This is a genomic window from Microvirga terrestris, from assembly GCF_015694425.1.
Classification (GTDB): domain Bacteria; phylum Pseudomonadota; class Alphaproteobacteria; order Rhizobiales; family Beijerinckiaceae; genus Microvirga; species Microvirga terrestris.
Map to the genome: position 1 here is coordinate 416,798 of NZ_JADQDN010000002.1, position 22,001 is coordinate 438,798.

General features: G+C 64.2%; 20 protein-coding genes. 16 read left to right on the plus strand and 4 right to left on the minus strand.

Translation table 11 applies throughout. The features are described 5' to 3' along the window. Positions 1–44 precede the first annotated feature (44 nt). Positions 45–791, minus strand: a complete 747-nt coding sequence (locus I2H36_RS06135; protein WP_196262980.1) for a 16S rRNA (uracil(1498)-N(3))-methyltransferase — start codon at positions 789–791, stop codon at positions 45–47. A 206-nt stretch (positions 792–997) separates the two neighbouring features. On the opposite strand from I2H36_RS06135, the gene I2H36_RS06140 reads away from it, so the two are divergent. The 7 genes from I2H36_RS06140 (at position 998) to lpxK (ending at position 6,683) form a co-directional block, all read left to right on the plus strand. After that, positions 998–1,489, plus strand: a complete 492-nt coding sequence (locus I2H36_RS06140; protein ID WP_196262981.1) for a hypothetical protein — start codon at positions 998–1,000, stop codon at positions 1,487–1,489. Between the two features lie 18 nt (positions 1,490–1,507). Beyond that, a complete protein-coding gene (ubiA, locus tag I2H36_RS06145) occupies positions 1,508–2,437 on the plus strand; it encodes a 4-hydroxybenzoate octaprenyltransferase (protein WP_196262982.1) in 930 nt (309 codons plus the stop codon). A 106-nt stretch (positions 2,438–2,543) separates the two neighbouring features. Further along, on the plus strand, positions 2,544–3,350 hold the full coding sequence (locus I2H36_RS06150; RefSeq protein ID WP_196262983.1) for an inositol monophosphatase family protein: 807 nt from the start codon (positions 2,544–2,546) through the stop codon (positions 3,348–3,350). Positions 3,351–3,411: 61 nt separating this feature from the next. Then, positions 3,412–3,645 carry a DUF4170 domain-containing protein gene (locus tag I2H36_RS06155; RefSeq protein WP_190844795.1) on the plus strand — a complete coding sequence of 78 codons (234 nt, stop codon included), beginning with the start codon at positions 3,412–3,414 and terminating at the stop codon, positions 3,643–3,645. A gap of 10 nt (positions 3,646–3,655) precedes the next feature. Beyond that, the gene (locus I2H36_RS06160; protein WP_196262984.1) at positions 3,656–4,390 is read left to right on the plus strand and encodes a lysophospholipid acyltransferase family protein; all 735 of its coding nucleotides are present in this window, start codon (positions 3,656–3,658) and stop codon (positions 4,388–4,390) included. Further along, positions 4,387–5,676 carry a 3-deoxy-D-manno-octulosonic acid transferase gene (locus tag I2H36_RS06165; RefSeq protein WP_196262985.1) on the plus strand — a complete coding sequence of 430 codons (1,290 nt, stop codon included), beginning with the start codon at positions 4,387–4,389 and terminating at the stop codon, positions 5,674–5,676. Before I2H36_RS06160 ends, I2H36_RS06165 begins: the two co-directional genes overlap by 4 nt. Further along, positions 5,676–6,683: a tetraacyldisaccharide 4'-kinase gene (gene lpxK / locus I2H36_RS06170; protein WP_196262986.1), complete on the plus strand. Its 1,008-nt coding sequence runs from the start codon at positions 5,676–5,678 to the stop codon at positions 6,681–6,683. Before I2H36_RS06165 ends, lpxK begins: the two co-directional genes overlap by 1 nt. Positions 6,684–6,689: 6 nt before the next feature. Here lpxK and I2H36_RS06175 read toward each other — a convergent pair whose 3' ends face one another. Further along, complete coding sequence (locus I2H36_RS06175; protein ID WP_196262987.1) at positions 6,690–6,911, minus strand: DUF2093 domain-containing protein; 222 nt, start codon at positions 6,909–6,911, stop codon at positions 6,690–6,692. Positions 6,912–6,984: 73 nt separating this feature from the next. Further along, the gene (gene xseA / locus I2H36_RS06180) at positions 6,985–8,559 is read right to left on the minus strand and encodes an exodeoxyribonuclease VII large subunit (RefSeq protein WP_196262988.1); all 1,575 of its coding nucleotides are present in this window, start codon (positions 8,557–8,559) and stop codon (positions 6,985–6,987) included. 184 nt (positions 8,560–8,743) lie between these two features. Between xseA and purD the strand changes: the two genes are divergently transcribed. From purD to I2H36_RS06200, 4 genes are all read left to right on the plus strand, one after another. After that, positions 8,744–10,021, plus strand: coding sequence for a phosphoribosylamine--glycine ligase (purD, locus tag I2H36_RS06185; protein ID WP_196262989.1), 1,278 nt, complete (start codon positions 8,744–8,746; stop codon positions 10,019–10,021). Positions 10,022–10,170: 149 nt separating this feature from the next. Next, a complete protein-coding gene (locus tag I2H36_RS06190; RefSeq protein ID WP_196262990.1) occupies positions 10,171–11,079 on the plus strand; it encodes an alpha/beta hydrolase in 909 nt (302 codons plus the stop codon). An 89-nt stretch (positions 11,080–11,168) separates the two neighbouring features. Then, positions 11,169–11,597 (plus strand): YsnF/AvaK domain-containing protein, encoded by a 429-nt coding sequence (locus I2H36_RS06195; protein ID WP_196262991.1) that lies wholly within the window; start codon positions 11,169–11,171, stop codon positions 11,595–11,597. 166 nt (positions 11,598–11,763) lie between these two features. After that, on the plus strand, positions 11,764–12,702 hold the full coding sequence (locus I2H36_RS06200; RefSeq protein ID WP_210330958.1) for a YsnF/AvaK domain-containing protein: 939 nt from the start codon (positions 11,764–11,766) through the stop codon (positions 12,700–12,702). A 61-nt stretch (positions 12,703–12,763) separates the two neighbouring features. On the opposite strand, the gene I2H36_RS06205 is transcribed toward I2H36_RS06200, so the two are convergent. After that, the gene (locus I2H36_RS06205) at positions 12,764–13,240 is read right to left on the minus strand and encodes a nucleoside deaminase (RefSeq protein WP_246718669.1); all 477 of its coding nucleotides are present in this window, start codon (positions 13,238–13,240) and stop codon (positions 12,764–12,766) included. Between the two features lie 590 nt (positions 13,241–13,830). Here I2H36_RS06205 and I2H36_RS06210 point away from each other — a divergent pair. The 5 genes from I2H36_RS06210 to mgrA all read left to right on the plus strand — a co-directional run bounded on the left by I2H36_RS06210 (position 13,831) and on the right by mgrA (position 21,943). Further along, on the plus strand, positions 13,831–15,468 hold the full coding sequence (locus I2H36_RS06210; RefSeq protein WP_343234411.1) for a pseudouridine synthase: 1,638 nt from the start codon (positions 13,831–13,833) through the stop codon (positions 15,466–15,468). A gap of 155 nt (positions 15,469–15,623) precedes the next feature. After that, the gene (gene rsmD, locus I2H36_RS06215; protein WP_196262993.1) at positions 15,624–16,181 is read left to right on the plus strand and encodes a 16S rRNA (guanine(966)-N(2))-methyltransferase RsmD; all 558 of its coding nucleotides are present in this window, start codon (positions 15,624–15,626) and stop codon (positions 16,179–16,181) included. 927 nt (positions 16,182–17,108) lie between these two features. After that, the gene (locus tag I2H36_RS06220) at positions 17,109–19,520 is read left to right on the plus strand and encodes a hypothetical protein (protein WP_196262994.1); all 2,412 of its coding nucleotides are present in this window, start codon (positions 17,109–17,111) and stop codon (positions 19,518–19,520) included. 251 nt (positions 19,521–19,771) lie between these two features. Continuing rightward, positions 19,772–20,818, plus strand: coding sequence for a zinc-dependent alcohol dehydrogenase family protein (locus I2H36_RS06225; protein ID WP_196263168.1), 1,047 nt, complete (start codon positions 19,772–19,774; stop codon positions 20,816–20,818). Between the two features lie 81 nt (positions 20,819–20,899). Further along, on the plus strand, positions 20,900–21,943 hold the full coding sequence (gene mgrA / locus I2H36_RS06230; protein ID WP_196262995.1) for an L-glyceraldehyde 3-phosphate reductase: 1,044 nt from the start codon (positions 20,900–20,902) through the stop codon (positions 21,941–21,943). Positions 21,944–22,001: the final 58 nt, after the last annotated feature.

Below are 22,001 nucleotides of genomic sequence, written 5' to 3' on the forward strand. Positions count from 1 at the left end.
GAAGCTAGAGACAGATCGGCTTGAGCCGTCGTCGGACGACGAGATCAGTGCCAATCGCCGAGCACAGACTGGACGATTGCCAGTGCGGCCACTGCGGCTGTGTCGGCACGCAGGATTCGCGGTCCCAACGATACGCAAACACATCTTTCGTGGGCAGCGACAAGCGCTCTCTCCTGATCGGTGAACCCTCCTTCGGGTCCCACGATAACAACAAGCCTGGAGTGTTTGTTCCCAAGCTTGGCCAGAGCATCGACAGGATTGGAAACCGGGGCATTCTCGTCACAGAAAACGACCAGGCGATCCTCCTCCAAGCCTTTGAGAAAGCGCTCTAAATTCTCCTCCTCGCGCACCTCCGGGATGGACAGGATCCCGCATTGCTCGGCGGCCTCGATGGCGTTGCTGCGCATCCGGTCCAGGTTGACCCGTGAACTCTGAGTCCGTTGCGTCAGGACCGGCTGCAGAACGCCTGCTCCCATCTCGACGGCCTTCTGGACCATGTAGTCGAGACGGGCGTGCTTGAGAGGCGCGAAGGCATAGATGATGTCGTACGGCGTGCCCTGCTCGCGGATTCGCTCCACACAGACGAGATCGGCGGCCTTTCGGCCTTCCACCGAGACCTCGGCGCGCCATTCCCCATCCCGGCCGTTGAAGATCAGGACCGAGTCTTCATCCTTCAGGCGCAGGACGTTCAGCAGGTAATTGGCCTGCCCCCGGTCAAGAGCGACCTTGGCTCCGGTCTGGAGGGGGGCCTCGACGAAGAGGCGGGGAGCGTTGAAATCGTAATCAGCCATGACAACCTTGAACTGAGCAGGCCTTGCTGTATCAATTTCCCCTGTTTCCAGGGAGAGGGGTGGCCGCTTTGGTCACGGGAAATTCAGGTGCTATATGGCACAGCTTAAGGCCAAGGCGACCATTCGCCTCTTGGCCTTATGGCCGTTCACCTGATAACAGGACGCAAGCATGCGAGACGTCGCAGGCTTTATGAAGGAATTTTGGCATGACGCATATCCGTTCGCATCTTCTGGCTGCGTTGGCCGTTGCCGGTCTGCTCGTCGGTGCCGATGCCATCGGCTCATCGGTCCAGGCGCAGGCCAGCGGCTGCGAGCAGGGGCAGAAGATCATTGCCGAGCGGCGGAGCCTGGGTGAGCAGTTTCAGAAGCTCAGCAACGGCGGTAAGAACAAGCAGCTGGATCCTCGTGCAGCTTGCGGCCTCTTCACGAAGCTTGCGGCCAACGGCGAAAGCGGCGTGAAGTGGATGAGCGAGAACAAGGACTGGTGTCAGGTTCCTGACAAGGTTCTTGAGGATTTCTCCACGGAGCATAAGCGCATTCAGACCATCAAGGGCCAGGCCTGCGGAGCTGCCGCCAAGATGGCCGAGATGGAAAAGCGCGCCAAGCAGCAGGCTCAGCAAGCCCAGCAGGGCGGCCTGGCTGGCAAGATGGGCGGCGGCCTGACCGGCACCCTAAGCGTTCCGAAGGGCGCCCTCTGATCTGAACTTTTCAGCGTTATGGAGCGCCCTGCCGCGCCTTCCCTGCCCGATGCCGTCAGGGGCCATTGGGCCGAACGGTGGGCGCCACCCTCGCTCAAGCCATACCTGCGCCTCGCCCGGATCGAGCGCCCTATCGGCTGGTGGCTGCTGCTGCTCCCCTGCTGGTGGTCGGCGGCGCTCGCAGCACTCAACGCCGGCCAGTCTTGGCCCAACCCGCTCCACTGCGGGCTCTTCCTGATCGGGGCCGTGGCCATGCGTGGCGCTGGCTGCACCTATAACGACATCGTCGACCGGGATCTCGACACCAAAGTCGAGCGGACGCGCCAGCGCCCCCTCCCTTCAGGGCAGATCACGCTCAAGGGCGCCCTGGCCTTTCTCGTCCTCCAGGGCCTCATTGGCCTTCTGGTTCTGCTGCAGTTCAATGGCTTCGCGATTGCCACGGGCTTCGCCTCCCTGGGCGTGGTCGCACTCTACCCCTTCATGAAGCGCTTCTTCTGGATGCCGCAGATCGTGCTGGGCCTCGCCTTCGCCTGGGGAGCCCTAATGGGCTGGGCCGCCGCTTTCGGTTCCCTGAGCGGGGCTCCAATCCTCCTTTACCTCGGCAGCATTGCCTGGGTAGTGGGCTATGACACCATCTATGCCCTGCAGGACATCGAGGATGACGAAGTCGTCGGGATCAAGTCCTCCGCCCGCTTCTTCGGCGAGCAGGTGAGGCAGGGCGTCAGCCTCTGCTATGCTCTCACGGTGATCTTCTTGGCCGCTGCTTTCACGCAGGCTGGAGCGGGGCTTGTCTCCTTCGGAGGCTTGGGCCTGTTCGCCCTTCACCTGGGCTGGCAGGTCCTGCACATTGATCGCAACGACGGCGCCGGCGCGCTGCGGCTCTTCCGGTCGAACCGTGATGCGGGCCTGACCCTGTTTGCGGCCATGACCCTGGACTGCCTGATCTAGATCTCTCAAGGCTGTTTCAAGACATTGCACCTATCGCTTCGGAAAGGTCGCAGAACGGTGCGGTGAGATATGGTATCTTCTGCCGGGAGTTCCCATCTCAGGTTCGATGCTTTCCCCTTCCCCACATTCCTTGTCGTCCCTGGCACCGGCCGTGCGCGATGCCGCCCGCCGTGCAGGAGATCTGGCCGTGCCCTATTTCCGTTCCGGCGCGCAGACCGCCGCGAAGCTGTGGTACAAGGGCGGGAGTTCCCCGGTCACCGAGGCCGACATCGCCCTCGACACCTACCTGAAGAGCCAACTCCTCGAACTGCTCCCCGAGGCCGGCTGGCTGTCCGAAGAGACCGTCGACGATCCCGCGCGGCTCGGGCGAGAATATGTGTGGATCGTCGATCCCATCGACGGCACCCGAGCCTTCGCGTCCGGCCATCCGGACTGGGCGATTTCCATTGCCCTTGTACAGAACGGCAAGCCCATTCTCGGCATCCTGCATGCCCCGATCCACGACCGCCTCTATGAAGCAAGGTTGGGCGAAGGAGCGTGGAGCAATGGCGCGAGGCTGCAGTTGCCCGAAGCGGAGACTTTTTCAGGCCCGGCTCGGGTGGCAGGTCCCAAGCCCCTCGTCGACCGACTTGAGCGGCATATCAATCCCGTCGAGCGCCTGCCCAAGGTTCCATCGCTGGCACTCAGGCTCGCCCGGGTGGCGGACGGCTCCATCGATGTGGGGCTCGTGTCGGCTCATGCCCAGGACTGGGACATCGCCGCCGCCGATCTCATTCTGCAGGAGGCAGGCGGCCGGCTGACGCAGCTTGACGGCTCGCTCCTGATCTACAACAAGCCCAACCCGTCTCATGATGAGATGATTGCCGTTGCGTCACGGTTGCATCCTCGTGCTATTGGAGCCATGAGAGCCTGAAACATTGCTGGCTCCTCACGCCCTTCATCGTTACAACCCTCGTCACAAGAGCCCTATCACCATGACCGACACGCCTGGCAAGCAGCTCCTGCATTTGGTTTTCGGCGGCGAGCTTACCAGCCTCGAATCGACCGAATTCAAGGATTTGTCCAAGCTCGAGATCGTCGGGGTATTCCCGAACTACGCCTCGGCCCATGCAGCTTGGAAAGCCAAAGCACAGGCGACTGTGGACAATGCGCAGATGCGCTACTTCATCGTTCACCTTCACCGTCTGCTGGACCCGCAGCAGGGCTGACCCGAGCACGATGGGTCTCATCAAGCGCATCACCCGCTCCCGTGCGGTGCAGGAAGCCATGGGCTTTCTTGTAGCGGCTTATCTCAAGCTCGTGCAGCGCACGAACCGGTTCGTCATGGAGCCGGCGGATGCCTATGACCGGATCGAAATGCCCGTGATCGCCGCCATGTGGCACGGGCAGCATTTCATGATCCACTTCGCCAAAAGGCCGCAGGACCGGGCGGCGAGCCTCGTCTCCCGCTCGGGCGACGGCGAGTTCAACGCCATCGCCCTGCGCCATCTCGGGGTCCGAGCGATCCGCGGCTCCGGCGCGCGCGGCCGCGACATCCGCAAGAAGGGCGGCGCCCAGGCCCTGCGGGCCATGCTGCGGGCCCTTAGCGACGGCGATATGGTCGTGATGACGGCCGACATCCCAAAGATCTCGCGGGTGTGCGGCTTAGGCATCGTGACCCTGGCGCAGTTGTCCGGACGCCCGATCGTACCCGTTGCGGTGGTCACGAGCCGCCGCATCGACTTCAACAGCTGGGACCGGGCCAGTATCGGCCTGCCCTTCGGCCGGGGCGCCATCGTGCTGGGCGAGCCCATCCCGGTGCCAAGAGATGCTGACGAGCCTGCGCTCGAGCGCCTGAGGCAGGGTGTCGAGCGGGAGCTGGACCGGGTGCACGAGCGAGCCTATGCGCTGGTCGGCTCCAGAGACCCTGGAGCGAAAACCAGCCCCATGCTGGCGGGAGGCTCCCAGGCATGAGACTGCCCCTCACCTTCCGGACCTACCGGACTCTCGTGTCCATTCTGGAGCCCGCCGTTCTGGGTCTCCTCTATTGGCGCCAGCGCAAGGGCCGCGAGGACAAGACCCGTCTTGGCGAGCGCCAGGGTCATCCCAGCCGACAGAGGCCCAAGGGCCATGTGATCTGGGTCCATGGGGCCAGCATCGGCGAGACCCTGTCCCTCCTGCCGGTCGTGGAACGCATGACCCAGCGCGGCCTCGCTGTTCTGGTGACGTCAGGCACCAAGACCTCCGCCGGTCTGATCGCCCGGCGCCTGCCGCCCGGCGCCGTGCATCAATTTGTGCCACTCGACGTGCCACGTTATATAAGACGCTTTCTGGATCACTGGCAGCCGGACTTGGCCCTCATCGCTGAATCGGAAATCTGGCCCAACACGATCATGGCGCTCTCGGAGCGGGACATCCCGCTCGTCATGGTCAACGGTCGCATGTCGGATCGGTCGTACCAGCGCTGGCAGAAGATGCCTGGCATCATCAAAAGCCTGCTCGAGCGCTTCGCTCTCTGCCTGACCCAGTCCGCCGAGGATGCGGAGCGGCTGGCGCGGCTCGGCGCCCCGCGCGTGGTCGTGACCGGCAACATCAAATTCGACGCAGCCCCGCCGCCCGCCGATCCGCGCGTTGTGGCGCAACTCTCAGGGCTGATCGCAGGACGGCCGGTATGGCTTGCCGCCAGCACCCATCAGGGTGAGGAAAGCGCCATCATCGCCGTTCATCGGGCCTTGGCGAAACGCCACCCCCACCTCCTGACCATCATTGCACCCCGTCATCCGCACCGGGGACCTGAAGTTGCCGCCCTCGCGGGTCAGGCAGGGTTGCAAGCGGGTCGCCGGTCACAAGGGATGCACCCCGATCGGGCGACCGATGTCTATGTAATCGACACGATAGGCGAGATGGGATTGTTCTACCGGCTTTCGCCCATCGTCCTCATGGGCGGAACCCTTGTGCCGGTTGGTGGGCACAACCCCATCGAACCTGCCAAGCTGGGGGCCGCCATCCTGCATGGCCCCCATGTTCATGCGGCCGTCGAGATCTACGAAGCGCTTGACCGGTCCCGCGGGGCCCTGATGGTGAAGGACAGCAATAGTCTTGCGCGGGCAGTGAGCGAAATGCTCGGCAACGCCGCCCTGACCCGGGACATGGCCCGGGCCGCCGGAGACGCCGTGCAGGCGCTGGGCGGCGCTGTGGACCGGACGATGCAGTCCGTCGAGCCCTTCATCGTGCAGGCCAAGCTCGGAGCCCGTCGCTGATGCGCGCGCCGCGCTTCTGGTGGCAACCCTCTCCCTCGTTGGAGGCGAACCTGCTGCGCCCGGTCGGCCTGATTTACGGTTCCGTTACGGCGAATCGAATGAAGCGGCGTGGCGAGCAGGTGGAGCTGCCCGTCATCTGCATTGGCAACTTCACGGCTGGCGGGGCCGGCAAGACGCCGACTGCCCTTGCGGTTGCCACCATCCTGGATGGGGCCGGTGAGAATCCGGTGTTCCTGTCCCGAGGTTATGGGGGCCGCCTCGCAGGCCCCATCAGGGTCCAGCCGCAGCATGGGGTTACCGATATCGGCGACGAGCCCGTTCTCCTGTCCCGCGCCGCCCGCACCATCGTGTCCCGCTCCCGCCCCGCCGGAGCACGGCTTGCTTACGAGATCGGCGCGACCGTCGTCATCATGGATGACGGGCTTCAGAACCCGTCGCTGATCAAGGATTGTGCCATCGCCGTGGTGGATGGCGCCACCGGCATCGGCAACGGTCTGCCGTTGCCGGCCGGGCCGCTGCGCGCCCCCATGGCGGCTCAATGGCCCATGGTCGATGCCGTTCTGGTGATCGGAGACGGTGAGCCGGGACAGCGGATTGTCCGGGAGGCGGACGAGCATGGCAAACGCGTCTTTACCGCATCGCTCAAGCCTACCCCGGAAGCAGCCGAGGCGCTCAAGGGGCGGAGGGTTATGGCCTTTGCCGGCATTGGACGGCCGGAGAAGTTCTTCGATACCCTGCACGCCTGTGGGGCCATCGTCGACGTGACCCATGCTTTTCCGGACCACCATTCCTTCAAGCCGGAGGAGGTGGCCGCCTTGCGGCAGGAGGCGGAAAGTCTCGCGCTCCTGCCGGTGACGACGGAAAAGGATCTTGTGCGGATTGCCAACGCCGCGGAGGTCTGGCCGGCATTGATGGCACTGCCGGTGCGGCTGCGGATCGAGAATGAGACAGGCCTTCGCAATCTTCTCATGCGGCGCATCAACGAGCGGCGCCTGCGCGTGGTCTGAAACGGCCTACGTCCGGGGCGCGGCTTGCCCGGTGATGCGCATCATCACGGCCTCGGGCGAGGCATAGGCTTCCTGACGCTCGACGCTCCAGTACTTCAGTTCGTCCAGGGGGATCTCAGCCCCCGTCACCGCACAGCGCACATAGGCCCCAGGCTTCACCACCCGAAGATTGCTGTCGAGATATTGCACCACGGCCTCGCCGCCGCTGCGTTCAAACTTGTTCATCATGGAAGACATCGACGGATCGCGTTGCGCTTATCCCTCACATAAGGGCTGAGTCGGCGGATTGCCAATCTTACCTTCAGAACAGGGCGCCCTGCTCCTCCACGGCCACGCTCCTCGGCTTTGCGGGTCTCGGCCGTGAGCCGATGCGCCCGCCGGTGGCCTCGGCTTTCCCGTCGGCGAATTCGAGCACCAGCGCCTGGCCATCATGCACGGCCTCCGCGGAGTTCATGGGCCGCCCCTCCGCATCGCGCACGAGGGCGAAGCCGCGCTTGAGCACGGATTTGTAGCTCAGGCTGTCGAAGAGCTTGGACACGGCGTCTAGTCGGTCGGTCTTGCGGGCGAGCTGACTCTGCACAGCAGGCCCGAGCCGCTCGGCCACGCGCTGGGCCGTCTCGGACGCCTGTGCGAGCCGCGTCCGCTCGGCACGCAGCAGCGTTACACGCGAGACCAGGAGGCGGCGCCCGATCTGCTTGAGGCTCTCCTCGCGCAGCAGGATGGAACGGCAGACCGCATTGTGGGGGCGCGGCCCCACCGCATCGAGGCGGGCGCGCATGCGGGCGACGTTCGCCACCGGCGAAACATGGGCGAGCTGGCGCGCGACCTTGAGCAAACGCTCTTCGTGGCCGCGGGCATTGCGGGACAGCGCCGGATAGAGCTTGGTGGCGGCCAGATCGAGCCGCTGGCGCTTGGGCGAGAACAGCGTCTCCGCGCTGGGCATGGCCCGGGTCGTGGCGCGCAGATCGGAGCGCCGCCGCTCGACGAGCCGCAGCGCAGCCTCCACATGGCGGCGGGAGAGATCGCTGACGGCGGCCATGAGCTCGACGCGCACCGGCACTACCATTTCGGCAGCGCCCGTCGGCGTTGGCGCACGCACGTCGGCGGCATGGTCGATCAGGGTCGTGTCGGTCTCGTGGCCGACCGCCGAGACGAGCGGGATGTCGCTCTCGGCCGCGGCACGAACAACGATTTCCTCGTTGAAGCCCCACAGATCCTCGATGGAGCCGCCGCCGCGGGCGACGATGAGCACATCGGGACGCGGGATCGGCCCGCCCGGCTCAAGAGCGTTGAAGCCGCGGATGGCAGCGGCGACCTCCGCCGCGCAGGTGTCGCCCTGCACGCGCACGGGCCACACGAGCACCCGGCGCGGGAAGCGGTCTTCCAGCCGGTGGAGGATGTCGCGGATCACGGCGCCTGTCGGCGAGGTGACGACGCCGACCACCTGCGGCAGGAACGGCAAACGGCGCTTGCGTTCGGGGGCGAACAGCCCCTCGGCATTGAGCTTGCGACGGCGCTCTTCCAGAAGCGCCATGAGCGCGCCGATGCCGGCGGGCTCCAGGCTCTCGACGACGATCTGATATTTGGATGAGCCCGGGAAGGTGGTGATGCGCCCGGTGGCGATGACCTCCATTCCCTCCTCGGGGCGGATCCTCAGCTTGGAGAAGGCTCCCTTCCAGATCACCGCATCGATACGGGCATTCTGGTCCTTGATGCAGAAATAGGCATGCCCCGACGAATGCGGCCCACGATACCCCGAAACCTCACCCCGCAGGCGCACATGGCCGAACGCATCCTCGAGGGTGCGCTTGAGGGCGCCCGCGAGGTCGGAGACCGACCATTCCTGGGCATTCGATGGGGCTTTCTCTGCGAACATGCCGTGAACCTACCCCGTGCCGCAGGGGCCTGCCAAGGGCGTGAGAGCCACAGGCGGCGACAACGGCAACCTATCCCCTGTGCATTTCGCCGCGCCTTTCGAAAGGACTCTGGTTGCGCAGTTTCCGGGTAGGCGAAAAGACCCGGAGCCGCTAAGAGCCCAAGCGTCATCAGGAGGCAAGCCCATGAACATTCTTCTCATCGGTTCCGGAGGACGGGAGCATGCTCTGGCCCGCAGCCTCTCGGCGAGCGCGCTCTGCGACAAGCTCCTGATCGCCCCGGGCAATCCGGGTACGGCGCAGCATGGCACCAATGTGGTCCTGGATGTTGCCGACCATCCCGCCGTGATCGATTTCTGCCGGGTGATGAAGATCGATTTCGTGGTGGTCGGGCCCGAGGCGCCCCTCGTGACCGGTCTCGTGGACGACCTGAAGGGGGCCGGCATCAAGGCGTTCGGGCCGAGCAAGGCTGCCGCCCAGCTCGAAGGCTCCAAGGCCTTCACCAAGGATCTCTGCGCCGAGTTCGGCATTCCCACCGCCGCCTACCGGCGCTTCACCGACGCGGAGACGGCGAAAGCCTATGTGCGCAGCTACGGCGTGCCGATCGTGGTGAAGGCGGACGGATTGGCCGCCGGCAAGGGCGTGGTGGTGGCCACCTCCTTCGAGGAGGCGGAAGGCGCCATCGACATGATGATCGGCGGCGGTCTCGGTGCGGCCGGAGCCGAGGTGGTGATCGAGGCCTTTCTCGAAGGCGAGGAGGCGAGCTTCTTTGCGCTCTGCGACGGCACCCGGGCGATCCCGTTCGGCACCGCCCAGGACCACAAGCGCGTGTTCGACGAAGACAAGGGCCCGAACACCGGCGGCATGGGGGCTTATTCGCCCGCCGCCGTGCTGACGCCGGACCTGCAGGCGCGCGTGATGCGGGAGATCATCGAGCCGACGCTCGCCGGCATGAAGGCGCGGGGCATGCCCTATACGGGCATCCTCTATGCCGGGCTGATGCTCACCAAGGATGGGCCGCAGCTCATCGAATACAATGCGCGCCTCGGCGATCCGGAAACACAGGTGCTGCTGCCGCGCCTGAAATCCGACCTCGTCACCGCCCTGCTCGCCGCCTGCGACGGCATGCTGAACAGCATCTCCCTGCAATGGTCGGATGCGGCAGCGCTCACCGTCGTTATGGCCGCTCAGGGCTATCCCGGAGCGGTCGAGAAAGGCTCGGAGATCAAAGGCATCGACAGGGCCGAGGAACTCAACGACGTGATCGTCTTCCATGCCGGCACGAAGCAGAACGGCGACCGGATCCTCGCCCATGGCGGACGGGTACTCAACGTGACTGCCCTCGGCGCCACCATCACCGAGGCTCAGCGAAAGGCCTATGAGGCTGTGGATCGGATCGACTGGCCCGAGGGCTTCTGCCGCCGCGACATCGGCTGGCGGGCCGTAGAGCGTGAGCAGGGTTGAAAACTCCTCCTACCCCTATTGACTGATGACGTTGGGTAAGTTTTCTCTCGTCCGGGTTGCGCCTCATTTTCCAGAGCCAGCTCATCAATTTTGAGGAGCGGCGCTCTAGCTTAAGATGGAGGCCATTCCATAACGCCGAGCGGCTGCCCATGAGCGATGATCTGTTTCCCGGTTTCCAGAGCCATTGGATCGATACCGAGGTCGGCCGCATCTTCGCGCGCAGCAAGGGCAATGGAAGGCCGCTGGTGCTGCTGCACGGCTTTCCGCAGACGCATGCCATGTGGCACCATCTGGCACCGACGCTCGCCGAGACCCACACGGTCGTCTGCATGGATCTGCGCGGCTATGGCTGGTCCACAGCACCCAATGGGGATGCAAAGCACGAGACCTATTCCAAGCGGGCCATGGGCCGGGATGTCATCGAGGTCATGGAAGCCCTCGGTCATGTACATTTCGCCGTCGCCGGGCACGATCGCGGGGCACGCGTCGGCTATCGGCTCGCGCTGGATCATCCGGGCCGGGTCGAGCGCCTCGCGCTGCTCGATATCCTGCCAACATATCATGTGTGGGAGCAGATGCGGGCCGGCACGATCCCGAAAGCGCATTGGGGCTATCTCTCGCAACCCTATCCGGTGCCCGAGGAGGATATCGGGCGCGATCCGATTCCGTATTTTGAAGGATTGATGCGGCAATGGTCTGCCGCCGGCGACCTCGGTGCCTTCGATCACAGAGCGCTGGAAGCTTATTGGCAGAGCTGCAACGAGCCCACCCGCATTCATGCCTTCTGCGAGGATTATCGGGCCGGCGCAACGCGCGATATCGAAGCCGATGAAGCCGACCTTGCCGCCGGCAAGACGATCTCCTGCCCGACCTACGTGATCTGGAGCGACTTCTATCTCGTCAGCGGCCCGATGGGCCACGCGCAGAAGCCGATCGATATCTGGCGCCGCAGCTTCGCGCCGAAGGCGAATGGCATCGGCGTCACATCGGGACATTTCGTAGCGGAGGAAAACCCAAGCGCAACCCTTGAGGCGCTGCAGGCCTTCCTGCTCAGCTGAGGTCGGACAACCTGCATCGGTCCCGGCATCCCTGCCGGAGGAACCTGTCATGCAAGCGGCACGTTCACCGCTGCAGACGGGATCCTTTCATGGCCAATCATATTTCGGACCAGCCGAACGCTCAGGACTCATTATCCGACACTGAAGTCATTCCCATCGCGGAAGAAAAGCTGCGCCTCGACAAGCGAGAGGTCATAACGGGCAAGGTTCGTGTGCGCACCAGCGTCGATGTCGAGACGGAACTGGTCAAGGCCACGCTCGAAGGCGAAACCATTGAAGTGACGCGCGTTCCCATTGATCGGATCGTCGAGCGCGCGCCCGAGGTTCGCACCGAGAACGACGTGACGATCATTCCCGTTCTCGAGGAAATTCTTGTCGTCGAGAAACGTCTTGTCCTGAAAGAGGAACTCCACGTTCACAAGCGCAGGACCACTGAAGACGTTGAGGCACCGGTAGAGCTTCGCAAGCAACGCGTCATCATCGAGCGGGTGCCGGTCGATGACGACATAGACCCGTGAAAGCACGTGAACAGCTTGTCCTTAGGAACGAAGTCGACGAGCAGCAATTGATAGATCAATGCGTCTGGTGCCGCGATGTTTTCCTGTAACGCGGTCCAGGCATCCTGAAACACCTGAAACGTTTAGCAACGGCGCCGTATTTTCGCGGCCCTGGAGATATTGTGCAATGGCCAAGACTGTAACCTGCCTCTTCGGCAGCGACTCTCAAGCTTCTTCCATCGTCCGTGAGCTGGAGCAATCGGGCATCTCGCAGGGCAAAATCTGCCTGTTCACTGCATCCGGCAACAATCGCACCTGGGACAGCACCAGCAGCTTCGACGAGAGCTCCAGCGGATCGCATCATGATCGCGTCGAGAACTATCTGACCACGAATGGGGTGCCGCACGATGACGCCCGCGCCTATGCGGAAGGCGTGCGCCGCGGCCACGCTCTCATCGCCGTGCGTTGCAATGACGACGAGGTTGACCGCGTTGTCGACATTCTCGACGACGACGATGTGCTCGATCTCGACGAGCGGCAGGATGCTTGGCGGTCGGAAGGCTGGAGCCATCAGGATTCAGGCGTTGCAGATCTGGGCGGTACGGCAACGACGTCCGCAGGCATGCTGGGCAGCGGCCTGACAGAGGGAAGCGCTATACGCGACCATGAAAGCCTTCAGGATGATCGCCTGTACGCTCAGAGCCGCAGTTCGGATGGCGACGAGGTGATCCCCGTTGCCGAGGAAGAGCTGCATGTGGGCAAGCGGGAGGTCAGTCACGGTCGCGTCCGCATCCGCTCCCACGTGACCGAGCGTCCCGTCGAGGAGCAGGTTTCACTGAGAGAGGAACGCGTGTCCGTCGAGCGCCGCCCGGCCGAGGGCACCCTGCGCGCCGGCTCGGTGAACGACGGCGATCTCTTCCGCGAGCGCACCATCGAGATGGAAGAGCGGGCCGAAGAAGCTGTTGTCTCGAAAGAAGCTCGCGTGGTTGAGGAAGTAGTGGTGCGCAAGGATGCCGACCAGCGCACGCAAACCGTCTCCGACACGGTGCGCAAAACCGAGGTTGAGGTTGACGACGACCGCAGCGCCGGCATCTCCCGCACCGGCACGACGGATAAGAGCCGCTAACGCAGTTCTATAAATTGAGGCAGAGCCCGGAGCGATCGCTCCGGGCTTTTTCATGCGGCTCTCACCGCCTCCCCTCGAAAAACTCCCGCAGCAATGCGGCCGCCTCGCTTTCCCTGATGCCGCCATAGACCTCCGGTGCGTGGTGGCAGGTCGGCTGATCGAAGAAGCGCACGCCGCTGTCGATTGCACCGCCTTTCGAGTCATGGGCGGCGTAATAGACCCGGCGGATGCGGGCAAACGAGATCGCTCCGGCGCACATGGTGCAGGGTTCCAGCGTCACGTAGAGGTCGCAGCCGGAGAGACGCTCATCGTCGAGGGCCTCGCAGGCCCGGCGGATGGCGAGCAACTCGGCATGGGCCGATGGATCACGCAGTTCGCGTGGGCGGTTGCCGGCAGAAGCCACGATGCGCCCGTCCCTGACGATGACAGCCCCCACCGGCACCTCGCCGCGCGCGGCAGCGGCACGGGCCTCGTCGAAGGCCACGCTCATAGGATCGGCCTGTCTCGGATCAAGCGGCGTGTGATCGGCGTTGTCCATCACTCTCTTGGTTCTCCATGACTCTCGTAGTGCCCTTGGCCCTCGCTTCTCTTGGGCACCTCTGCTATCAGGCTCCCATGACCGACAGCAACGACGATAATCGCAAGGGCCGTCCGCCGGGACGCTCCGACCGTGGCCGCCCCTCATCCGGCGACCGCCCCCGCAAGCCCCGCGAAGGCGGCGAGCGCCCCTTCCGCGCCCGTGGCGACGACGACCGCCCGCGCAAGCCCCGTGCCGCCGGAGACAAACCTTTCCGCAGCCGCGATGGGGACAAGCCGTTTCGCCCGCGGACCGAGGGTGGCGACCGGCCTGTCCGCAGCCGTGACAACGACGACCGTCCCCGCCGTTCCGAAAGCGGCGACAAGAAGCCTTTCCGACCACGCACGGAGGGCGGCGACAAGCCGTTTCGCGCCCGCAGTGCCGGTGACAAGCCGTTCCGCCCCCGCGGTGAAGGCGGCGACAAGCCCTTCCGTCCGCGCCGCGAGGATGGCGACCGCCCCTTCCGGGGTCGTGGCGGCGACGAGCGCCCGCGCCGTTTCGACCGTTCGAGCGAGGACCGCCCGCGCCGCACCCGCGAGGAGCAGCCTGCGGTGCAGGCCGAGCCTCAGGAGCCGGTCGAGGACCGTATCGCCAAGGTGATCGCCCGGGCGGGCATCGCGTCCCGCCGCGACGTGGAGGTGATGATTGCTGAAGGCCGCGTGACCCTCAACGGAAAGGTGCTGGAGAGCCCCGCCGTCAACGTGACGGCGGCCGACACGATCACCGTGGACGGCGAGCCCCTGCCCACCAAAGAGCGCACGCGCCTGTGGCTGTTCCACAAGCCGCGCGGCCTCGTGACCACGGCCAAGGATCCGGAGGGACGCCCCACCGTGTTCGACAACCTGCCCGAGGATCTGCCCCGCGTGGTGGCGATCGGACGCCTCGACATCAACACCGAAGGCCTGCTGCTGCTCACCAACGACGGCGGCCTTGCCCGCGTCATCGCCCATCCCGACACCGGCTGGCTGCGCCGCTACAAGGTGCGCGCCCACGGCGAGGTGAACCAGGCCGATCTCGACAAACTGCGCGACGGCATCTCCATCGACGGCATCGACTACGGCCCCATCGAGGCGCGCCTCGACCGGGTGCAGGGCGACAACGCCTGGATCACCATGGGCCTGCGCGAGGGCAAGAACCGCGAGATCAAGCGCATCCTCGAGCATATGGGCCTGCAGGTGAACCGCCTGATCCGCATGTCGTTCGGCCCGTTCCAGCTCGGCGACCTCGAGGTTGGCCTCGTGGAAGAGGTGCGCACCAGGATACTGAAGGACCAGCTCGGCGAAGCGCTCGCTGTTGAGGCCGGCGTCGATTTCGAGAGCCCGGTGCGCGAGCCCATCGCACCCTTCGGCTCCTCGAAAAAGGACCGCCAGGAGCGAGACGAGCGCCCGGCTCGTTCCGCCCGCGGCCGCGATGAGGAGCGCCCGCGCCGTCGTCGCGACGATGACGAGCGGCCGTTCCGCGCCCGTGACGGCGAACGTCGCGGTCGCGACGAGGAGGAACCCGCAAAGCGCCCCTCCCGCCTCGACCCGAAGCGCAGCGTATGGCGCGCCGGCGAGACCGACGAGGATACGCCGAGCAGGAAGATGCCCCGCCGCGGCGCCGATCCGCGCGAGGCCCGTGCCGTAGCCGGGGAGCGTCAGCGCGAACGGATGGGCGCGATCACCTCCAAGGAAGGTCGCAAGGTCCGGGTGGAGCGCCTCGTGCGCCAGCCTGAAGCGGAGGAAGCACCCGCTCCGCGCAGAGGCCGTGGCGCAACATCCGGTGATGATCGCCCACGCCGTCGTGACGATCGAGATGCGGCTCCGGCAAGACGCGAGGGCACAAGCCGTCCGCCGCGCCGTGACGACGACCGCCCGCGCCGCCCAGCCGGCGACAGGCCGTTCCGCTCCCGTGATGAGGGTTCCGAGGATCGTCCGCGCAGGCCGCAGGGCGACCGTCCCTTCCGCTCGCGCGAAGGGGGTGATGACCGCCCTCGCCGCTCCGAAGGAGACCGGCCGTTCCGCGCCCGTGGCGACGATGACCGTCCCCGTCGCGGCCCGCCGCGAGGCGATGGCCCTTCGCGCGGTGGACCGAGAGGCGGTGCCGGCGGCGGATTCAAGAGCGGCCCCAGAGGCGCGTCCAAGGGCGGCGCCTCGAAGGGCGGCGGCTTCAAAGGTGGTTCCAAGGGCGGCCCGCGCGGCCGCCGCTAAGAAAACACAAACCTCATCCTGAGGAGCAGACGTAGTCTGCGTCTCGAAAGAGGTTCCAGATACCACTGGAACCTCTTTCGAGACGGTCGCTGCACGACCTCCTCAGGATGAGGCTCTTCGAGGTTTTGTGAGACTCTCTTCATGAGGTTTGAGCCATGAGAATCGTGGGCGGGCGCTGGCGCGGCCGCTCGCTCAAGGGGCCAAGCTCGGACGCCATCCGCCCGACCTCGGACCGCCTGCGCGAGACGCTCTTCAACATCCTCCAGCATTCCTACAACGACCCCCTTGAGGGCGCGCGCGTGCTCGACCTGTTCGCCGGCACCGGCGCCTTAGGGTTGGAAGCACTTTCGCGCGGTGCCGCTTTCGCGCTCTTCGTCGACGACGGCGCCCAGGCCCGCGGCATCATCCGCGAGAATGTGGAAGCCCTCGGCGCCGGTGGCGCCACCCGCCTCTTCCGCCGCGACGCGACCCGCATGGGCGAGGCCGCGCCCAACGCGCCTTTCTCCGTTGTGTTCTGCGATCCACCCTATGGCAGGGACCTCGCGCCGAAAGCCCTGCGCTCCTGCGTCGAGGGCGGCTGGCTCGTGCCGGACGCGCTCGTGATCGTGGAAGAAGCGCAGAGCGTCGAGGTCGCACTGCCGGAGCGCTTCGAGGAGATCGAGCGGCGGGATTACGGGGAGACCAAGGTGGTGTTCGGGCGGTTCAAGGGGTGAGTGGTTTGCAGGCTTCCCTCATGTCCGAGCAGCGCGAGGAGCACGCCGTCGAACAATTCCTGCAGCAAGCCAGACGGCTCCCGCTCCAAGGACGGTTGGAACGAGCCAGAGTTCGAAGCTGAGGCCGCTCAGCACCGAGAGCCAGAACGTCACGATCAGAAGAAACAGGCAGACCATTGCGCCGACCAGTAACAGGATGGTCCGGACAAAGATTCGGACACCTCGGGAGCGGAGGTTCAAGGGAAGCGGAATCAGAGCAAATGCTCCAACGGCCGCAAGAGCCGCTATCATCGCAAGTCCGGGGGCGGATTGACGTGCCGCCATCAAGTTTGCTGTCAGAATTTCGCGAGCGCTAGCGTCACGCATTGTAAACCCCCAGCTCTCGTCCCCGTCCTCCAGATCCCAATCGTCCGTCCGGTCACCATCCCGGACGTCAGGCTGTACTGGCCCTTGCCTGAAGGAGCCCGCCTCAAGGTCATAGATGCGCTCGTTCCTCAGATCGACGATGAGGCAGGCATGCTCGGCACTGCATGGGATCACGATTGAACGGGCCTTCGGGCCTCTCGCCACAAGCTGTCCCTTGGAATTCACGATCAGGGGGCGGACCGGATCAGTGAAGAAAATACCATCTCCATGGAGCAGCCTTACTTGACCGATCTCGCCATCGGCTAAACGGATGCTTTCGATCTGCGAATAGTAGGGTCGATGTGCGAAAGCGGGCGCGGATGCTATCAGACAGCCTAATGTCAACATGCATAGGGCTAAAACAAACCTCATCCTGCACCTTTACAGAAAGACCGAACTGCTCCGCCATAATAGCGCAATATTATTCTATATTCGTCAAGACGGTTGTCCTATAGCTGATTCTGCATAACATTGCGTCATCGCGCCGTAAGGCGCCATGGATTGACTGCGACGGGGATCGTCATGACTGAGCCATTTCTCTGGGGATCTCCATTCTCACTTCCATCCGAAGCCCAGTTCCCGCGCATGACGGCGCTCAACAACGGCACTTTTCTGGTAGTGGGTAAAACCGGAACGTTTCCCGCTGTCACGCTCACAGCCTGGATCTACAATGCAGATGGATCCCTGAAGACCAAGCAGGACCTCGATGTTCCGAAGCACGAGGTACCGGGTGTCTATGGAGACTTGGAACTCCCTGCCATCGATCCGATAGCGGTGGAACTGCCGGACGGTCGGATCGCCATCACTTGGACGGTGAATACGCCGAGTTCTGGGAACACCTATGTGGCGCCCTGGATGTCCATCTACAGTGCGGATCTGACGCCGACCGGCACAACGAAGCCGGTTTTCGATCCGGTCTCCGGCGCGAGGGATTATGCGGAATCCATCATCGCCCTCGATGATGGAACGCTGGTCATCAGCGCCCGCAACGAGAAGGACGGCCACGCATATCTGCGCATGTTCAGCCCGGACGGGACACGCTCGGCTGCAATCGATCTCGGCTTGGCCAGCAGTTCTGCACCCGGAGCCGTTCTCACCGATGTCACTGCGCTGGCCAACGGCAATGTCGCCGTGGTGGTCCGCGAGGGCACCTCGTCCCTCAAAGGATATGTGCTCGCGCCGTCCGAGGCTGGCGGTTCGGCTCCGATGTCCTTCGAGATCTCAACAACTTCATCGCCCATCAAAGAAGGAGTTAAAGTCACAGCCCTCAAAGGGGGCGGCTTTGTCGTCACGTGGATGGAGCAAGGCCCCGCTGAAGGTCCTGATTACAATGCCTTCTTCAGAGTCTACGAGCCGGACGGCACCCCTCTCTTCGATGAAAAGCCCGTTTCATCCCTCCCATTTCCGGAGTTTCTCTCCGCCGGTCATTCCGACGTGCTGTCCCTGCCGGACGGCGGCTTTGCCGTGGCTTACGAGAAGGCGACAGAATTTTACGACAGCGGCGCGCTTGGGTTTGAGGTCTATCTAGCTATCTTTGACAAGAACGGCGTACGTCTGACCGACGATGTTCGCGTCAGACAAGAGGCGACAGCGGCGCCCATCTACCTGCACGAGCTGCATCTCATGGCTGACGGGCGCATCCTCGTTCGCCACTCGCAAGGTATCCAGATCGTCGACCCACGCGACAAAGCGATCTCTCTAAAAGGTACGGCTCAGAACGATCACTACATCGGCACAGCGTTCAACGACACCTTCGAGAGCAGTGCGGGGGCGGACCGGCTCGAAGGCGTTGGCGGCAATGACACCTATAAAGTGGACAATGCCGGCGACCGTGTGATCGAAAAGGCCAATGAAGGCATCGATACGGTCGAAGCCAGTGTCAGTTATGCTTTGAGTGCGCATGTAGAGCACCTCATTGCCACTGGCTCGGCTTCAATTGCACTGACCGGCAACGCTCTGGCGAACACGATCACTGGCAATGCCGGCACGAACCAAATCGATGGCGACGCAGGAGCCGACACCATGCAGGGTGGGCTCGGCAACGACACGTTGGATGGCGGTGCTGGCGCCGACATCCTGAATGGCGGCGACGGCTTCGACTTCGTGTCGTTTGCCAGTTCGACTGCTGGCGTGAGCGCCAGCCTTGCGGGTGCTTCCGGTGACGGTGCCGGCGATACCTGGATCTCCATCGAGGGCATTGTCGGCTCGAACCATGCCGACATCCTGACCGGCAACGGCGCCACGCATCTGCACGGCGGGGCGGGCCATGATACCTACAGGGTGCGATCAGGCGACGTGGTGACGGAGAATGCAGGGGCCGGGCGTGACACGGTTCTGACCTCCTCCTCCTACACCCTCTCGGCGTCTGCCGAGGTCGAGGTGCTCAAGCTCTCGGGCGTGTCGTCCAAGAGGTCGGGCAACCTGACCGGTTCGGACACAGCCAACGAGATTGCAGGCCACACGGGCAAGAACACCCTCAAGGGCCAGGGCGGCAACGATGTGCTCAAGGCCTCCTCAGGCAATGACATGCTCTACGGCGGTTCGGGGTCGGACAAGCTCTATGGAGGCACCGGCAACGACAAGCTCTACGGCGGCACCGGCGCGGGCAAGGACGTGTTCGTGTTCGACACACGCCCCAGCAAGAGCACCAATGTCGACCGGATCTACGATTTCAGCACGAAGTATGATTCCATCCAGCTTGAGGACAAGATCTTCACCAAGCTCGGAAAGGGCTCGTCAAAGGGGGTGAAGTTCAAGGCCGACATGTTCGTGCAGGGCACCAGCGCGCAGGATGCGGAGGACCGCATCATCTACGACAGCAAGACCGGTGCGCTCTATTACGATCAGGACGGCACCGGCGCGAAGGCTCAGGTGAAGATCGCCACCATCGGCAACAAAACCAAGCTCTATTATCACGACTTCTTCGTCATCTGAGATACGTCTCTCACATCACTACGCCGTCATCCCGGGGCCTCGCAGCGGCGCCCGGGATCCATAATCGCTGACGATGCAGAAGAGCGCACAACGCGTCTCGCCTCTCGCTGAAATGTCGTGGTTATGGGTCCCCGCCTTCGTGGGGGTGACACCGGGGCGTTGAAGCTCTCGAAGCGATGACCAGGGCGTTTGCCCTGCCCTCACTCAACCGCTATATCGCCTCTTCACCCGTCACGGAGGAAAGGCTCATCATGAAAGCGGTTCTCTTCGAGCAGTTCGGTCAGCCACCACGCGTGCAGAACGTGCCCGATCCGACGCCCGCCCCGGATGGCGTGGTGATCAAGGTGGAGGCGACGGGCCTGTGCCGGAGCGACTGGCATGGCTGGATGGGGCACGATCCCGACGTGGTGCTGCCGCATGTGCCGGGGCACGAACTCGCCGGCACGGTGCTGGCCACCGGACGCCAAGTAACACGCTGGAAGAAGGGCGACCGCGTCACGGTGCCGTTCGTGGGCGGATGCGGGCATTGCCACGAATGCAATTCCGGCAATCACCAGGTCTGCGAGCAGCAGTTCCAGCCCGGCTTCACGGCGTGGGGCTCGTTCGCGGAATATGTGGCGGTGGATTATGCCGATACGAACCTCGTGGCGCTGCCCGAGGAACTCGATTTCGCCACTGCGGCGAGCCTCGGCTGCCGCTTTGTGACATCATTCCGCGCCATCGTCGATCAGGGCCGCGTGAAGCCCGGCGAATGGGTGGCGGTTCACGGCTGCGGCGGTGTCGGGCTGTCCGCCATCATGATTGCGAGCGCCATGGGGGCGAACGTGATCGCCATCGATCTGACCGACGAAAAGCTTGCCTTCGCGCGCGAGATGGGCGCTGTGGCGACCGTGAACGCACGCGATTCCGCCGACGTGATCGGAACGGTGAATGAGATCACGGAAGGCGGTGCTCATATGTCCATGGATGCATTGGGCAGCCCTGCTACCTGCTACAACTCAATTGCCAACCTGCGCCGCCGTGGGCGTCACGTGCAGGTTGGCCTAATGGTGGGCGATCACGCCCGGGCAATCGTACCGATGGCGCAGGTCATCGCCCATGAGCTGGAGATCTATGGCAGCCACGGCATGCAGGCCTTCCGGTATCAGGACATGATGGCGATGATCCGCACCGGCAAGCTCGCACCGCAGAAGCTCGTCGGCAAGCACCTGAGCCTTGACGAAGCACCTGCCGCCCTCATGGCGATGGACCGGTTCGAAGGGCTTGGCATCAGCGTCGTCACACGCTTCTCGTCATAAGAGATGCGACGCCCACGTTGTTGAACGCGCCCCAACCGCGCTATGTAAGTCTGCTGCCCTGTTGCTGCGCTGGAGAATTCGATGGCCTACCTGCCCGCTGAAAATCGCTATGATGAGATGATCTACAACCGGTGCGGCCACAGCGGGCTCATGCTGCCGGCGATTTCGTTGGGGCTCTGGCACAATTTCGGTGAAGACAAGTCGGCGGCGACCGCGCGGGAGATATGCCGCACGGCCTTCGATCTAGGCATCACGCATTTCGATCTTGCCAACAATTATGGCCCTCCCCCGGGCTCGGCCGAGACCCTGTTCGGCGAGATCCTGCGCAGCGAGTTCCACGGCCTGCGCGACGAGCTGGTGATCTCCACCAAGGCTGGCTACCGCATGTGGCCCGGCCCCTATGGCGAATGGGGCAGCCGCAAATATCTGCTCTCCAGCCTCGACCAGAGCCTCAAGCGCATGGGGCTCGACTATGTGGACATCTTCTATTCCCACCGCTTCGACCCGAACACGCCGCTGGAAGAGACCATGCTGGCGTTGGACTCCGCCGTACGGCAGGGTAAGGCGCTCTATGTGGGCCTCTCGTCCTATAACAGCCAGCGCACCCGCGAGGCCGTTGCGATCCTGCGCGAGCTCAAGACCCCGTGCATCATCCACCAGCCGAGCTATTCCATGCTCAACCGCTGGATCGAGGAGGATGGCCTGCTCGACACCCTCGACGATCTGGGCATGGGCTCCATCGTATTCTCGCCGCTGGCGCAGGGCATGCTGACCACGAAATATCTGAACGGCATTCCGGAGGAGAGCCGCGCCGCGCAAGGCAAATCCCTGCGCACCACCTTCCTCAGCGAAGACAACCTCTCCCGCATCCGCGGCCTCAACGGCATCGCCGAGCAGCGCGGGCAGACGCTGGCCCAGATGGCGCTGGCCTGGGTGCTGCGAGGCGGGCGCGTGACCTCGGCGCTCATCGGCGCGAGCCGTCCCGAGCAGGTCGTCGACTGCGTCGGCGCGCTCAAGAACCTATCGTTCACGCCCGAGGAGCTCGCCGAGATCGACCGTTTCGCCGGCGAGGGCAACCTGAACATCTGGGCGGCCTCATCGGAGCGGAAGGGTCCGTCGCGTTAAGCCGGAGAGTCCCAATCTCTTCGGGGATACCTCTTTCGGGGGACTTGAGAAGCCGGTT

What these genes read in the sequence shown, in the direction of transcription:
- I2H36_RS06135 (WP_196262980.1), bottom strand. Translation starts at nt 791, where the DNA reads ATGGCTGATTACGATTTCAACGCTCCCCGCCTCTTCGTCGAGGCCCCC.
- I2H36_RS06140 (WP_196262981.1), top strand. Translation starts at nt 998, where the DNA reads ATGACGCATATCCGTTCGCATCTTCTGGCTGCGTTGGCCGTTGCCGGT.
- ubiA (WP_196262982.1), top strand. Translation starts at nt 1,508, where the DNA reads ATGGAGCGCCCTGCCGCGCCTTCCCTGCCCGATGCCGTCAGGGGCCAT.
- I2H36_RS06150 (WP_196262983.1), top strand. Translation starts at nt 2,544, where the DNA reads ATGCTTTCCCCTTCCCCACATTCCTTGTCGTCCCTGGCACCGGCCGTG.
- I2H36_RS06155 (WP_190844795.1), top strand. Translation starts at nt 3,412, where the DNA reads ATGACCGACACGCCTGGCAAGCAGCTCCTGCATTTGGTTTTCGGCGGC.
- I2H36_RS06160 (WP_196262984.1), top strand. Translation starts at nt 3,656, where the DNA reads ATGGGTCTCATCAAGCGCATCACCCGCTCCCGTGCGGTGCAGGAAGCC.
- I2H36_RS06165 (WP_196262985.1), top strand. Translation starts at nt 4,387, where the DNA reads ATGAGACTGCCCCTCACCTTCCGGACCTACCGGACTCTCGTGTCCATT.
- lpxK (WP_196262986.1), top strand. Translation starts at nt 5,676, where the DNA reads ATGCGCGCGCCGCGCTTCTGGTGGCAACCCTCTCCCTCGTTGGAGGCG.
- I2H36_RS06175 (WP_196262987.1), bottom strand. Translation starts at nt 6,911, where the DNA reads ATGATGAACAAGTTTGAACGCAGCGGCGGCGAGGCCGTGGTGCAATAT.
- xseA (WP_196262988.1), bottom strand. Translation starts at nt 8,559, where the DNA reads ATGTTCGCAGAGAAAGCCCCATCGAATGCCCAGGAATGGTCGGTCTCC.
- purD (WP_196262989.1), top strand. Translation starts at nt 8,744, where the DNA reads ATGAACATTCTTCTCATCGGTTCCGGAGGACGGGAGCATGCTCTGGCC.
- I2H36_RS06190 (WP_196262990.1), top strand. Translation starts at nt 10,171, where the DNA reads ATGAGCGATGATCTGTTTCCCGGTTTCCAGAGCCATTGGATCGATACC.
- I2H36_RS06195 (WP_196262991.1), top strand. Translation starts at nt 11,169, where the DNA reads ATGGCCAATCATATTTCGGACCAGCCGAACGCTCAGGACTCATTATCC.
- I2H36_RS06200 (WP_210330958.1), top strand. Translation starts at nt 11,764, where the DNA reads ATGGCCAAGACTGTAACCTGCCTCTTCGGCAGCGACTCTCAAGCTTCT.
- I2H36_RS06205 (WP_246718669.1), bottom strand. Translation starts at nt 13,240, where the DNA reads ATGGACAACGCCGATCACACGCCGCTTGATCCGAGACAGGCCGATCCT.
- rsmD (WP_196262993.1), top strand. Translation starts at nt 15,624, where the DNA reads ATGAGAATCGTGGGCGGGCGCTGGCGCGGCCGCTCGCTCAAGGGGCCA.
- I2H36_RS06220 (WP_196262994.1), top strand. Translation starts at nt 17,109, where the DNA reads ATGACTGAGCCATTTCTCTGGGGATCTCCATTCTCACTTCCATCCGAA.
- I2H36_RS06225 (WP_196263168.1), top strand. Translation starts at nt 19,772, where the DNA reads ATGAAAGCGGTTCTCTTCGAGCAGTTCGGTCAGCCACCACGCGTGCAG.
- mgrA (WP_196262995.1), top strand. Translation starts at nt 20,900, where the DNA reads ATGGCCTACCTGCCCGCTGAAAATCGCTATGATGAGATGATCTACAAC.